General features: G+C 57.7%; 14 protein-coding genes and 1 tRNA gene. 8 read left to right on the plus strand and 7 right to left on the minus strand.

Features of this window, described 5'->3' with window-relative positions; all coding sequences use genetic code 11:
- Positions 1-9 precede the first annotated feature (9 nt).
- Genes nagA through ACRZ96_RS04505 form a run of 4 tightly spaced genes read right to left on the minus strand, consistent with a single transcriptional unit; the run spans position 10 to position 3,810 of the window.
- Positions 10-1,143, minus strand: a complete 1,134-nt coding sequence (gene nagA, locus ACRZ96_RS04490; RefSeq protein WP_223118203.1) for an N-acetylglucosamine-6-phosphate deacetylase — start codon at positions 1,141-1,143, stop codon at positions 10-12.
- A complete protein-coding gene (locus ACRZ96_RS04495; protein WP_480814263.1) occupies positions 1,140-2,168 on the minus strand; it encodes an SIS domain-containing protein in 1,029 nt (342 codons plus the stop codon). The genes nagA and ACRZ96_RS04495 overlap by 4 nt, the downstream gene beginning before the upstream one ends.
- A 12-nt stretch (positions 2,169-2,180) precedes the next feature.
- Positions 2,181-2,936 carry a GntR family transcriptional regulator gene (locus ACRZ96_RS04500; protein ID WP_170393434.1) on the minus strand — a complete coding sequence of 252 codons (756 nt, stop codon included), beginning with the start codon at positions 2,934-2,936 and terminating at the stop codon, positions 2,181-2,183.
- Positions 2,923-3,810: a glucosamine kinase nucleotide-binding domain-containing protein gene (locus tag ACRZ96_RS04505; RefSeq protein ID WP_480704535.1), complete on the minus strand. Its 888-nt coding sequence runs from the start codon at positions 3,808-3,810 to the stop codon at positions 2,923-2,925. The genes ACRZ96_RS04500 and ACRZ96_RS04505 overlap by 14 nt, the downstream gene beginning before the upstream one ends.
- A 159-nt stretch (positions 3,811-3,969) precedes the next feature.
- On the opposite strand from ACRZ96_RS04505, the gene ACRZ96_RS04510 reads away from it, so the two are divergent.
- The 6 genes from ACRZ96_RS04510 (at position 3,970) to ACRZ96_RS04535 (ending at position 9,994) form a co-directional block, all read left to right on the plus strand.
- A complete protein-coding gene (locus ACRZ96_RS04510) occupies positions 3,970-4,893 on the plus strand; it encodes an N-acetylmuramic acid 6-phosphate etherase (RefSeq protein ID WP_170421117.1) in 924 nt (307 codons plus the stop codon).
- Positions 4,890-6,140 (plus strand): ABC transporter substrate-binding protein, encoded by a 1,251-nt coding sequence (locus ACRZ96_RS04515; RefSeq protein WP_170405048.1) that lies wholly within the window; start codon positions 4,890-4,892, stop codon positions 6,138-6,140. Before ACRZ96_RS04510 ends, ACRZ96_RS04515 begins: the two co-directional genes overlap by 4 nt.
- A 66-nt stretch (positions 6,141-6,206) precedes the next feature.
- Positions 6,207-7,121: a carbohydrate ABC transporter permease gene (locus tag ACRZ96_RS04520; RefSeq protein WP_170421115.1), complete on the plus strand. Its 915-nt coding sequence runs from the start codon at positions 6,207-6,209 to the stop codon at positions 7,119-7,121.
- A 10-nt stretch (positions 7,122-7,131) separates the two neighbouring features.
- The gene (locus ACRZ96_RS04525) at positions 7,132-7,971 is read left to right on the plus strand and encodes a carbohydrate ABC transporter permease (protein ID WP_170393445.1); all 840 of its coding nucleotides are present in this window, start codon (positions 7,132-7,134) and stop codon (positions 7,969-7,971) included.
- Positions 7,968-9,002 (plus strand): Gfo/Idh/MocA family protein, encoded by a 1,035-nt coding sequence (locus ACRZ96_RS04530; RefSeq protein WP_480814264.1) that lies wholly within the window; start codon positions 7,968-7,970, stop codon positions 9,000-9,002. Before ACRZ96_RS04525 ends, ACRZ96_RS04530 begins: the two co-directional genes overlap by 4 nt.
- Positions 8,999-9,994 (plus strand): ABC transporter ATP-binding protein, encoded by a 996-nt coding sequence (locus tag ACRZ96_RS04535; RefSeq protein WP_170662208.1) that lies wholly within the window; start codon positions 8,999-9,001, stop codon positions 9,992-9,994. Before ACRZ96_RS04530 ends, ACRZ96_RS04535 begins: the two co-directional genes overlap by 4 nt.
- A gap of 27 nt (positions 9,995-10,021) precedes the next feature.
- Here the strand turns inward: ACRZ96_RS04535 and ACRZ96_RS04540 are convergent.
- A tRNA-Leu gene (locus ACRZ96_RS04540) sits at positions 10,022-10,108 on the minus strand.
- Positions 10,109-10,238: 130 nt separating this feature from the next.
- Here ACRZ96_RS04540 and ACRZ96_RS04545 point away from each other — a divergent pair.
- Together ACRZ96_RS04545 and lipB are read left to right on the plus strand one after the other, a co-directional pair.
- Positions 10,239-10,898, plus strand: a complete 660-nt coding sequence (locus ACRZ96_RS04545) for a DsbA family oxidoreductase (protein ID WP_480704527.1) — start codon at positions 10,239-10,241, stop codon at positions 10,896-10,898.
- A 39-nt stretch (positions 10,899-10,937) separates the two neighbouring features.
- The gene (gene lipB, locus ACRZ96_RS04550; protein ID WP_480704525.1) at positions 10,938-11,594 is read left to right on the plus strand and encodes a lipoyl(octanoyl) transferase LipB; all 657 of its coding nucleotides are present in this window, start codon (positions 10,938-10,940) and stop codon (positions 11,592-11,594) included.
- 314 nt (positions 11,595-11,908) lie between these two features.
- On the opposite strand, the gene ACRZ96_RS04555 is transcribed toward lipB, so the two are convergent.
- Together ACRZ96_RS04555 and ACRZ96_RS04560 are read right to left on the minus strand one after the other, a co-directional pair.
- Positions 11,909-12,844 carry a cation diffusion facilitator family transporter gene (locus ACRZ96_RS04555; RefSeq protein ID WP_170510547.1) on the minus strand — a complete coding sequence of 312 codons (936 nt, stop codon included), beginning with the start codon at positions 12,842-12,844 and terminating at the stop codon, positions 11,909-11,911.
- A gap of 486 nt (positions 12,845-13,330) precedes the next feature.
- Positions 13,331-13,750, minus strand: a complete 420-nt coding sequence (locus ACRZ96_RS04560; protein WP_170610159.1) for an HIT family protein — start codon at positions 13,748-13,750, stop codon at positions 13,331-13,333.
- Positions 13,751-13,943: the final 193 nt, after the last annotated feature.

Raw genomic sequence — 13,943 nt, forward strand, 5'->3', positions numbered from 1 at the left:
AACACGAGGTTAAGCAACCGCCGGACGGGCCTGCGACAAATCCGGAGAAATGCGAATGGCCTGCGAGATCAAGTTCAGGCACGCGATTGAGCGCTGGGAAATGATATCCGCCGGAATGCGTGTGGCCGCTGCCAAGGCGTCCGTCAGTGAAACGCCGACATCCGTTGTCAACACGCGCAGCGCGGTGGTCAGGTTCAGATCGGCCCCGGCCAGGGTTCCATCCGGTAAGGTCAGCCTGCTGTTTTCACGTTGGATGACACGCCCTTCCAGCTTGAATTCCTGCAGATCCGTTCCAGCAACGGCCATCGCGTCGCTCACCAGAAACAGATGCCCCGGCCCCTGTTTAGCTGCAAAGGCGGCGCGCATCGTCTGCGGGTGAACATGGATTGCATCCGCTATCAACCCGGCAGACATCGCACCGCTGGACAAGACTGCGCCAACCAGCCCCGGTTCGCGGTTGCCCAACTGACTCATCGCGTTAAACAAATGGGTGGCGCAGTGCGCGCCCGCCTGTGCGTAAGCCACGCAGGTCTGAAACTCGGCATCACTGTGCCCCAACGACACGATGACCCCCGCCTTGCTGAGCGTTTCGACCTGAGCAATCGTGACACTTTCAGGCGCAAGCGTAACCATCAATGCAGGCAACGCCCCTGCCGCTTCTATCAGCTGTGCAAGATCAGCGTCCTGCATCCGGCGGATCAGCCCGCCGTCATGCGCGCCCTTGCGTCGCACCGAGAGATGCGGCCCCTCAAGATGCAAGCCGACAATCCCCTGAACTCCGCGCTGAATGGCCTGAGAAGCAGCAGAAATGGCAGCCGTTGTCTTTTCGGGCGTGTCCGTGATCAGCGTCGGAAGGATCGACGTCGCGCCAAGCTTGCGATGAGCCGCCGCAATACGCTGTAATGTCTCGACCGATGGATCGTCGTTGAACATGACGCCTCCGCCGCCATTCACCTGCAAATCTACATAGCCGGGGCTTAAAATATCGCCCGACAGATCCTGAACCATCTCATCCGAAGGCAACTCGGCTTCGGGCAAAATACTGTCGAGCAGCCCGCCGACGAAACGGGCGGCGTGGCCGTCCTTCAGGGTTTTACCATCAAAGATAGGCCCGCCCGCGAAGGTGATCGTCGCATCGGTCATACCGTCTCCGTCACTTTCCGCAGGTGACGCGGTGCATCGGGATTGATGCCCCGGCGCGTGGCCACAGTTTCGACCATACCGTAGAACGAAGCGATTGAGGCTACCGGATCTGTCATCCAGTGCGTGGTGCGGACATGTGGTAGCCTCACGGCATCAGACACCTGATTGGTCGTTGCGAAGACTTTTGCGCCCTTGGCTGCGAGCGCATCGGCGACTTCGGCGATGTTGGCCTCAGCCGCGTCTCCGGACGAGAACGCAATCACCGGAAAGCCCTGATCCACGATCGAAACCGGGCCATGCAGAACTTCGGCCGAGGAATAGCTTTCCGCATGAATTTGGCAGGTTTCCTTGAATTTCAACGCCGCCTCATTCGAGATCGCCCAGGACATCCCCCGCCCCAGAGTGAACAGGGATTGTCCATCGACTGCCTCGACCACCGCGCTCCAATCGCAGGTGATCGCCCGCGATAAATCTTCCGGCAATTTGTGAATTGCAGCCAGCAAAGTGTCATCACCCTTTACCTCGGCCAACAGCCAAAGCCCGGCGACCAGAGAGGTGACGAAAGTCTTGGTGGCAGCCACGCTAAGCTCGGGGCCTGCAAGGATGGACAGAGCCGAGGTGGCGTTCTGGGCCAGTGCAGACGTGGTATCGTTCGTGATCGCCACCGAATACGCGCCGCCTTCTGTCAGGGACTTCGTCAGCTGTACGATGTCGGGGCTTTGACCCGATTGGGATACCGAAATACACAGCGCACCGGGGCATCGCATATCGACCCCGTAGATCGATTTCACGCTCGGCCCAACCGAGGCCATGGGCAGGCCCAGCAGCAGTTCCGAAGCGTATTTCAGAAAGCTGCAGGCATGGTCCGACGAACCTCGCGCAACCGAAATCAGGAAGCCGGGATCGTGCGCGCAGATCGCGCTTGCGGTCTTTGAAATCGCCGTGGCACCATCAGTGAGAAGCCGATCAACGGCAAAAGGTATCTCATTGATTTCCTGCCGCATTTGAGTTGTATCGCTGGACATGAGCCCCGCCTTTCAGGTTGACAGACGCAGCTCTGCTACGAAATCGTAGGCATCGCCGTGATAGATGGATCGGGTCAGTTCAGCAACGCGCCCGCTTTCTAAATACGAGGTCCGCTGAATGCGCAGTCCCGCCGTACCTTCAGCAACGTCCAGCAATCCAGCCTCGGTTGCTTCGAGATTGATGGCCGAGATTTTCTGGATCGCGCGCACCGGACGATTGCCTGAGTGTTCGAGAAAGGCATAGAGAGATCCGGTAACCTCAGTCGGGTTGGGCAATATATCCAGCGGCAACGCCGCGCGTTCCAGCGCCATCGGTCGCCCGCCAGCCGCGCGCAGACGATGAATGCGGGCGACCTGATCACTCGCCGATAGGCCCAGCGCCAGCATCTCATCAGGTGACGGCAGGAATATTCCGCGCTCCAACCAGGTTGAAGTCGTTTCAAAACCGCGCCTCTCCATGTCTTCGGTGAACGAGGTCAGGTGCGACAGCGACTGCTCAACCCGTGCAACCGCTTGACGCACGAATGACCCCGAGCCTTGCCGCTGTTCAATCGCACCTTTGCGCACAAGTTCCTGAATCGCCTTGCGGACCGTCACCCGCGACAGGTCCGTCAGCTCGGCAATCTCGCGCTCGGGCGGGAGTGAACTGTTCGGAGCCAGAATACCCTCTTCAATCCCCTGCTCCAGCCGCTGCCGCAGCTGTACGTATCGGGGACCGGCGGTCTGACCCAGCCAACCCTCGGGCCGCAAGAAGTCAGCAACGCTCATGTCGGGTCTCCTTTTGAAAGGCGTGGGCCAACGCGATGGCACCGGTCAACGGATCGCCCAGCGGGTCGGCCAATTCCTGTTGCATTGGCGCAGGCAGAAATTCCGCATATTGCGGGCCGATGCCGCCGGTCAGGCAGATCGAAAGGCCGGGCATCCAGCCCATCGCCAACATCTGATCCGCCAGATACTGTGCACTATCCTCCATGATCGACAGCGCAAGCGCATCTCCTTGCTTTGCGTGTTGCGTGACAACAGGCGCCAGCGCTCCGAACTCGGTAGGCGACATCTTGGAGGCGGTCCTGACAATCCCAGCAGCGCCATCAAAACGCGACAACAGGCTGTCCGCCAAATCAGACGCAGGCTTCAGAGCGTCCACACAGTCAAGCGTAAAGGCCAAAGCCCGCCGCCCAACCCATTGCGCCGAGGCCTGATCCCCGAGAACAGGTCCCCAGCCCCCGGCAAATGACCTGCGATCCCCATTCTGGACCGCCAGAAAAGAGCCCGTTCCGCAATGCGCTACGAAACCGTCTTTCGAACCCAACGCACCACGCAATGCGGCTGGCCTGTCATCTTCAATCAGAACATGGTCAAATGGCAGCTTTTCTGCCAGCCGATCAGCCAGCTCGCACCCCGTGATACCGGCCAGCCCCAAGTAGGCTGGCGCACGAGAAATTTGAGTTGCCTCTTGTCCGGCAAGTCGGGCCAAAGCAGCAATTCCGTGCATCAACTCAGCGCAGGCTGCGTCAAAATCGGTTGATACATTTGCCGCACCAACCTCGACACACTGAACCGCAGAGCCGTCTGAAACAGCAAGACGGCAGCGTGTTCCACCGCCATCAGCGGCCAGCACAATGGTATCAGAAGGGCGACTCATGGAGATACCTTTATAATACCTATTTCTAATTTTGAAGACCAAATTCCACAATAATTCAGTAATAGTTGTCTAAATCTTGAAAATAGTGGGCGTAAAAATAAAATGGTAGACTAATGGTATCTAAAAGGTATGATATTCAAAATTTCGGGGGAGAATCACGTGACCAAGCCAGTTACCGAACAGCTACATCAAGACGCGATCGGACTTGACGCCCGACCGCTGACTGAGGTAGCCGAGCTGCTGGCCCGCTCGCAAGCCGACGCTGCCGCTGCCCCGCTTTCCTCGCTGCCCACCCTCTGCGCAGGCGCAAAAGCTATGGCGCAATCCATCCGATCGGGCGGGGTTTTGCGCTATTTGGCGGCAGGCTCTTCCGGCTTGATGGCCGCCTCGGATGCGCTGGAACTGGGGGGAACTTTTTCGATACCAGCCCGCCAGATTCGCATCCACATGGCAGGTGGATTGCCCTCAGGGGTAGAGATGCCGGGAGATGTCGAAGATGCCACCGACAGCCTTGCCCGAGACCTGGCCGATCTTTCTGCCAAAGACACCTTGATCACCGTCTCGGCCAGCGGAACCACACCGTACACAACCGCAGCAGCGCGGATCGCGCGGGACAGAGGCGCCACGGTTATCGGCATTGCCAATAACGGGGGCACCGAACTGTTGCAGCTTTCTGACCATCCAATCCTGCTTTCCACACCACCTGAACTGATCTCGGGCTCTACCCGCATGGGCGCTGGTACAGCGCAGAAAATCGCACTGAACATGCTTTCGACGCTGATGGCGATGGAGCTGGGGCATATTCAGGACGGCATGATGATCAATTTGCGCGCTGACAATGACAAGCTACGCGCCCGAGCCAACGGGATCGTCTGTCAGTTGACCGGCGTTTCCTCCGCTCAGGCTACAAAGGCGTTGACTGCGGCAGAGGGCAACCTCAAATGCGCGGCCCTTTTGGCTGTAGGCGCAGGGTCGCTGGACGCGGCGCAAGCAATGCTAAGCAACACCGACGATCACCTCCGCCCTGCGCTGGAGCGGATGAAACAAAACCAAGAAACCATCAACCTGGGAGATATCAAATGACACGCAAAGTTCTGAGCCTTGCCATGATGAGCACGGCGCTGGTCACAAGCGCCTATGCGCAAGAGGCCACTTTGACCATCGAAAGTTGGCGAAACGACGATCTGGCGTTGTGGCAGGAAAAGATCATTCCGGCGTTCGAGGCCGAGAATCCCGGCATCAAAGTAATATTCTCGCCCTCTGCACCGGCAGAATACAACGCTGTCTTAAACTCAAAGCTCGAGGCCGGATCGGCTGGCGATCTGATTACCTGCCGTCCGTTTGATGCCTCGCTTGCACTATACGAGTCGGGGCACCTGACCGATCTGTCTGATCTTGAGGCCATGGGAAACTTCTCGGACGTGGCCAAATCTGCGTGGCAAACCGATGACGGTTCAGCCAGTTTCTGCGTCCCGATGGCGTCAGTGATTCACGGCTTCATCTACAACAAAGATGCGTTCAATGAGTTGGGCATCGAAGTTCCAACTACCGAAGCTGAGTTCTTTGCCGCCCTCGATAAGATCAAGGAAGACGGTACCTATATCCCGATGGCGATGGGCACCAATGACCAGTGGGAAGCCGCAACGATGGGCTATAACAACATCGGCCCGAACTACTGGAAGGGTGAAGAAGGTCGTCAGGCGCTGATCAAAGGCGAGCAGAAGCTGACCGACCCCCAGTGGGTCGCCCCGTATGCGACACTGGCCAAGTGGGCCGACTATCTCGGCGACGGGTATGAAGCGCAAACCTATCCCGACAGCCAGAACCTGTTCACGCTGGGTCGTGCAGCGGTCTATCCAGCAGGCAGCTGGGAAATCTCGGGCTTCAACACGCAGGCCGATTTCGAAATGGGCGCCTTTAAGCCACCGGTCCAGAACGCGGGCGACACCTGCTATATTTCGGACCACACCGATATCGGCATCGGCATGAACGCGGCGAGCGAGAACCAGGAAGCTGCGCGCACCTTCCTGGCTTGGGTCGCAAGCCCGGAGTTCGCCAGCATCTTCGGTAACGCCCTACCCGGCTTCTTCCCGCTGTCCAGCACTCCGGTCGAGCTGGAAGATCCACTGGCCAAGGAAATCGTCGGTTGGCGGGATGAGTGCGAAAGCACAATCCGCTCGACATACCAAATCCTGTCGCGCGGCACGCCGAACCTCGAAAACGAGACTTGGGGTGCATCCGTTGCAGCCATCAAGGGTGCCGAGACACCCGAAGCACTGGGTCAGCAACTGCAAGACGGTCTGGCCAGCTGGTACGCACCGCATCAGTAACAACTAGGCCACTCACACCGGACGCGGCTACCGCGTCGCGTCCGGACCTTTCCCCCGGAGATTCCCATGCAGACCCGCCGCATACGCTGGCACATTGCCGTTTTCCTCGCCCCTGCGGTGCTGGTCTACACGGCAGTGATGATCTTCCCCTTGTTCAACACACTGCGCCTCGCACTGTTCACCGAGGTTGATCAGACACGTATCTACGTGGGCTTGCAGAATTTCCGCACCCTGTTCTTCGATCCGATCTGGTCCGAGCAGTTCTGGAACGCTTTGGGCAACAACTTCTGGTTCTTCCTGATCCACATGCTGGTTCAGAACCCCATCGGCATAGCTTTGGCCGCGCTTCTGTCGCATCCACGCTTGCGGTTTGCCGCGCTCTATCGGTCCGCGATCTTCATTCCGACCATTCTGAGCTTTGTGATCGTCGGTTTCGCGTGGAAGCTGATATTGTCCCCGCTTTGGGGCATCGCACCTTCAATGCTGGACGCCATTGGTCTGAAGTCGCTGTTTGCACCATGGTTGGGTAAGGAAGAATACGCGCTGACAACACTGGCACTTGTCTCGGTCTGGCAATTCGTCGGCATCCCGATGATGTTGATCTACGCCGCCCTGCTGTCGATCCCCGAAGAGATCCTTGAAGCCGGAGAAATAGACGGCATCACCGGTGCTTCGGCGTTCTGGAAGATCAAGCTGCCGTTGATCATTCCCTCGATTGGCATCATCTCGATCCTGACTTTCGTCGGCAATTTCAACGCGTTCGACCTGATCTATGTCTCGCAGGGCGCGCTGGCGGGCCCAGATTTCTCAACCGACATCCTCGGCACCTTCATGTACCGCACGTTCTTCGGCTTCCAACTGCAATTGGGCGACCCGCATATGGGCTCCGCTATCGCAGGCGCCATGTTCGCCATCATTCTCGTGGGTGTCTGCATCTACCTCTTCGGCATCCAGACCCGGATGCGCCGGTATCAGCTGTGAGGGTGAACGCATGAACAAAGCACGCCATAACCCGCTGAACACGGCCGCCATGCACGGGGCGCTGATCCTCTACACGTTGATTGCCCTCTTCCCGGTCTTCGTGATCATCATCAACAGCTTCAAAACCCGACGCTCGATTTTCCGCGAGCCGCTCGCCCTGCCCGATGCCGAAAGCTTTTCTCTCATCGGTTACCAGACGGTTATGAAACAAGGGGATTTCTTCCTTTATTTCCAAAACTCGCTGATCGTGACCGTGGTGTCGCTGGCCTTCGTTCTGCTGTTCGGCGCCATGGCCGCCTTTGCCCTGAGCGAATACAAATTCAAGGGCAACACTCTGATGGGTCTCTATCTGGCGCTTGGGATTATGATCCCGATCCGCATCGGCACCGTGGCGATACTTGAGATGATGGTGGCAACCGGTTTGGTGAACACCCTTTGGGCCCTGATCCTTGTCTATACCGCGCAAGGTCTGCCGCTGGCGGTGTTCATCCTGTCTGAATTCATGCGGCAAGTCTCGGACGATCTGAAGAACGCAGGCCGCGTCGATGGGCTGTCCGAATACACCATATTCTTCCGATTGGTCCTACCGCTGGTCCGCCCCGCCATGGCGACCGTGGCCGTGTTCAACATGATCCCCATCTGGAACGACCTCTGGTTCCCGCTGATCCTTGCCCCGGCCGAGGAAACCAAAACACTGACGCTGGGCAGCCAGGTCTTTATCGGCCAGTTCGTCACCGACTGGAACGCGGTTCTGTCGGCGCTCAGCATGGCGATCCTGCCGGTGCTGGTGCTCTATGTCATCTTCTCGCGCCAACTGATCCGCGGCATCACTTCAGGAGCTGTGAAATGACCAAAGTTCTGATCGCCGGCCTCGGCAATATGGGGCTGAGCCACGCTTTGGCCCACCACAACCACCTAGACGCGCAGATTGTTGGGTTGGTGAACCGATCCGGTCGCGTGGATCAACCAGATCTGTCGATCTATCCGGCCTATTCGGATTTTCACACCGCTCTGGCAGAGACCAAGCCCGATCTGGTGGTCGTGGCGACCTACTCCGACAGCCACGCCGATTTCGCCTGCGCGGCGATGGAGGCCGGGGCGCATGTATTTGTCGAAAAACCGCTAGCGACCACTGTGGCAGATGCCAAGCGTGCTGTCGAAAAGGCCATTGAGACCAACCGCAAACTGGTGATCGGCTACATCCTGCGACACCATCCTTCGTGGATGCGCCTGATTTCCGAGGCGCGCGACCTGGGCGGGCCCTACGTGTTCCGGCTGAATCTCAACCAACAAAGCAGCGGGGCCGAGTGGGAAACACACAAAGCTCTGATGCAGACCACCTCGCCCATCGTCGATTGCGGTGTGCATTATGTCGACGTGATGTGTCAGATCACTGACTCCGACCCCGTGCGAGTCCACGGCATGGGCCTGCGCCTAAGCGATGAGATCGCCGAAGACATGTACAACTACGGCCAGTTTCAGGTGGTCTTCGAGGATGGCTCGGTCGGCTGGTATGAGGCCGGTTGGGGCCCGATGATGTCCGAAACCGCGTTCTTCGTGAAAGACATCGTGTCGCCCAACGGCTCGGTCTCGATCACCGATGGCAACAAGGGCGCATCCGCCGATATCGACGGACACACCAAGGTTGGCGGCCTTCTGGTCCATCGCCCCGATGGCGACCAGACAATCGACATGCCCGATGAGCCCGGCCATCAGCAGCTCTGCGATGCCGAACAAGCCTATATGCTGCGCGCCATCGCCGAGGACATCGACCTGACCCGCCATATGAACGACGCCGTGCAATCGCTGGCCATCTGTCTAGCTGCCGATGAAAGCATCCGCACTGGCCAACCCATTTCGCTGAAAGAGGCACGCACATGACCGCCCTGACGCTGACAAACGTGAACAAGTCCTTCGGCACTGTCGAGGTACTGAAAGATATTAACATCGAAGTCGAAGACGGAGAATTCGTCGTCTTCGTCGGCCCCTCCGGCTGCGGCAAGTCCACCCTGCTACGCGTGATCGCGGGGCTGGAGGACGTGACCTCGGGCGAAGTGCGCATTGGCGGAGAGGTGATGAACCTAACGCCCCCCTCGAAACGCGGCATCGCGATGGTGTTCCAAAGCTATGCACTCTATCCCCACCTGAATGTGCGCAAGAACATGTCGCTGGCACTGAAACAGGAAGGCCAGAGCAAGCAGGTCATCGAAGAACGCGTCGCCAAGGCCAGCAAGATGCTGAACCTTGAGCCCTATATCGACCGTTACCCCTCAGAACTGTCAGGCGGCCAGCGCCAACGCGTCGCGATCGGTCGCGCCATTGTACGCGAACCCAAACTGTTCTTGTTCGACGAGCCCTTGTCCAATTTGGACGCTGCCCTGCGTATGAATACGCGACTGGAAATCGCCAACCTGCATCAGCAGCTCGATGCATCGATGATCTACGTCACCCACGACCAGACCGAGGCGATGACGCTCGCTGACAAGATCGTCGTCCTGCGCGACGGGCGCGTTGAACAGGTTGGCAGCCCGATGGAGCTATATAATAACCCCGCCAACCAGTTCGTCGCGGGTTTCCTTGGCGCTCCGTCGATGAATTTCTTCCCCGCCAGCGTAATCGGCGACAGCGCGGACACAACATTGGGCATCCGCCCAGAGGACTTGTACTTATCCGACGAAGGCCCCCTGACCGCAAACGTGACCCATGTTGAGCATCTGGGTGGAGACACAAACGTGATCGCGATGATGCAAGACCACCAGATAACCGCGCGCCTGTTCGGCCAGCATCAGGTCAACGCTGGTGAATCCGTCCATTTCGGCTACGCCCAGGATCGAACCTACCGCTTCAACCAACAGGGCGCCCGTCTCACCTGACAATTTCGGGTAACGATTTCAGGATGTTGGTGCGGTCGAGAAGACTCGAACTTCCACGGGTGTTACCCCACAGCGACCTCAACGCTGCGCGTCTACCAATTCCGCCACGACCGCACTGCCAATGACTTGGTAGAGGGGCGTATAGACGCTGAGCCGCGCGATGTGAAGAGGCAAAAACACAGCCGATTGAAATCACGTGCTTTAGCCATATCTAACCGCGATACAATGCAATCTGGAGCAGCCCATGCCCTCGCCCGATCCCCGCCCTACCGTGCAGATTGATGTCGTCTCGGATGTGGTCTGTCCGTGGTGTATTGTCGGCTTTCGTCAACTCGATGCCGCACTGAAGCAAGAGAATGTGCTGGCCCGATTGCGCTGGCATCCGTTCGAACTGAACCCCAACATGGGGCCAGAGGGACAGAATCTGAGGGAGCATATTGCCGAGAAATATGGCTCGACGCCCGAACAAAGCCAGCAGGCGCGCGAGCGGTTGACTGCGTTGGGCACTGAACTTGGGTTCACCTTCAATTTCACTGATGACAGCAGAATCGTGAACACCTTTGCCGCGCATCAACTGCTTGACTGGGCGGAAACACAGGGGCGTCAGCATCCGCTGAAACTGACCCTGTTCGAAACCTATTTCACCAAGCAACAGGATGTCTCTGACGTCGAAGTGTTGATGGGCGCGGTCGAGACGGCCGGGCTCAACCCGGAGGCGGCGCGAACCGCACTTGAATCAGGTGCGCATGCCCAACCGGTGCGTGAAAAACAAGATTTCTGGACCAGCCGAGGCATCTCGGGCGTGCCTTCGATGGTGTTTGGAGGGAAATATCTGCTGACCGGCGCACAGGGCACGGACACTTATGCGCAGGTCCTGCAACGCTGCCTGGCCGAGGCCGCCTGACCCCTTCCCCCTACCCCGCAGACGGTCTAAGGAATGAGCATGGAATGGAAGACTACCGACGGGCTGATCGACTACGACGAGGCCACTGCCTTCATGGAGGCGCGCGTTGCCGCGATTGCAGCGGGTGAGGCGGACGAATGCATTTGGCTGTTGGAACACCCTCCGCTTTATACCGCTGGGACTTCTGCCAAGCGAGAAGATCTGACCGATCCGGATCGCTTTCCGGTCTATGAAAGCAAGCGCGGTGGACAGTACACCTATCACGGCCCCGGTCAGCGCGTTGTTTACGTCATGCTTGATGTGGGCAAACGCGGTCATGATGTGCGCCGCTTTGTGCAGCAGCTTGAGGCATGGGTGATTGCGGCTCTGGCCGAGTTCAATGTCATCGGTGAGATCCGCGACGGCCGCGTGGGCGTCTGGGTGCAACGGCAAGACAAGCCGCTGACGATCACCGGCCAGCCAGCCGAGGACAAGATCGCGGCCATCGGCATTCGCCTGCGGAAATGGATCAGCTTTCACGGCATCTCAATCAATGTCGAGCCGGACCTGTCACATTTCACCGGAATCGTGCCCTGCGGAATTCAGGAACACGGGGTGACCTCACTGGTCGATCTTGGGTTGCCGGTGACCATGGATGACGTCGATGTTGCGCTAAAAAAGACCTTTGATGAGGTCTTCGCCACCGAGGGCGCCTAGTTTATAGGTGATTCCACGTATTCGGATAGATCTGGCCAGAATACGCAAAAGACAATGCTAGTATTTGGGGCACTCTGTTTCGAAAATCATTCAGAAAATTCCTTTGAATGGCCTCAATTCGCCTCAAATTCAGGGATTCTTCACATCCTCTCCTTACAAACGCCATCTGACCACATAGTATGTAATGACCGTTCATGAGTGAGTGGTGTGTTAACCGGTGATCTCAGGGCTGCCCTGCGAAATCCGTGAAAGTGTTTGGTTACGAGTCTGCCGTTCCGACCCCATATCGGAACGGCAATTCTCGTTTTAGGCCCCTAAATCTGTTGATGCCCAAATCGGGTTGATCCGACGCAAGCGTGCCCGCTGGCTTCGATTTCAAGCGTAACATGACCAAGCCCAAACTTGTTCTGCAGAACCTGCTTGACCATCACCCGGATATCCTCGGCACTATCTTGTGCGTCGGGTTTGATGACCAGATGCGCCGACAGCGCGGGCTCACGCTCCTGCATGCTCCAAAGATGGATGTGGTGAACTCCTGCCACGCCCGATACGCCTTCAATGGCTGTGGCGACCTCTTCCGGATCCAATTCTGTTGGCGCGCCCAACATCAGAACGCGTATGGTTTCACCGATCTCGGATTTGACGTGCCAAAGGATGTAAAGTGAGATCATGATGGTGACCGCTGGGTCGACCCAAGTCCAGTTGAAGACAATTACAGCGGTACCTGCGACAATCACGGCGACGGACCCCAATGCATCGGCCACATTGTGCAGGAATGCCGCACGAATATTCATGCTGTCCTTGGACATGGAATAGGTCAGCATAGCGGTGACAAGGTCGACGACCAATGCGATCCCAGCGATCCAGACAACGATCCAGCCATTAACCGGCTCGGGCTCGACAAACCGCATTACGCCTTCGTACAGCAGATAGACCGACAGAACGATCAGTGTTGTGTAGTTAACCAGCGCCGCTACAACCTCGGCCCGGCCATACCCGAAACTCATACGCGCGTTCGCGGGTCGACGAGCGATCTTGCGAGCAAAGAATGCGATGACCAGCGCAATCGCATCTGACAGGTTGTGCAAGGCGTCCGCAATCAAGGCGAGCGAACCTGAAATAACCCCGCCCACAATCTGTGCCAGCGTCAAGAACATATTGACCGCTATGGCCCAGGCAACGCGCGCATCTCCGGCCTGCGGATCAACATGCGCGTGGCTGTGCCCTTTGTGGGTATGCTGATGAGCCATTTTAGTGTGTCCTATTTACTGAATCACCATGCTACATAATTCCTCTAGTAACTAGAGGTTCAAGGGGGTGTTTTCGAAAATGAATGCAATCGGGGCTCCCTCATTTCGCACCGGGTTCAAAGCACCTACGATCCGGTTCTGGACTTCTACCGCCGTTCGAACCTACTGCGGGTAATCGGCGCCGCTATGACGAAACCGCGCTGCGGCGGTTGCAATGCGTACGCCATGGCCAAGATCTGGCCACCCACTGGCCTAATTAGAGGCTTTGCTCACACTCGAAAGTGCAAATGGAAAAACTTGAACCGGGCTAATGAAATCGCCGGACAGCAGCCTGATGATTTACGAGTCCGGATCGCACGCATGAAATGAATGGAACAAGACTGATCCGTATTCCTCAGGTCTGCGACGGGCAGCGCTGTTACGCAAGTGTCGTGCTCCATGCGTTTGGTGATCACGACGCCTGCGACAGCTCGCTTCGAAGGTGGATCAGGTCAGTGCCGCGCGGATCTTGTCGGCGTGTTGAGCAATCAGGTCAAAATCGCCCATTTTACCGGGCGGGCGTATCGAGACGCCCTCGTGGCGCGGCAATACATGCACATGAAGGTGAAATACCTCTTGCCCGCCTGCGGCCTCATTGAATTGCTGAACGGTGACGCCATCAGCGTCAAACGCTTCTTTCACAGCGTGAGCCATCTTCTGTACCGTCGCCATCACCGCTGCCAGTTGCTCGGGCGTTGCATCCAGCATGTTGCGACAGGAGGTTTTGGGGATCACCAACAAGTGCCCGTCCGCCCGGGGCATGATATCCATCAGCGCGACGGTGTCGTCGTCTTCATACACACGGTTTGACGGGATTTCTCCGCGCAGGATCTTGGCAAAGACATTTTCGGGATCATAAGCGGTCATTACAGGCCTCCGGTGTTGGACTTACCCGTTGTTCTGAGGCGCCGCTTGATGCGGGTCAAGCGGGTTTCCCCGTCACCACTTGTAATCGCGGACTGAATCCCCAAATCCCTCGCATCCGAGGTCAGATTATCGCGCAGCACAGTCTGCCCGCGACAATTAATCTTGATCCAGATCAAACTCGACCATTGAAGGT

The sequence above is a fragment of the Ruegeria sp. CF1 genome, from assembly GCF_056537445.1.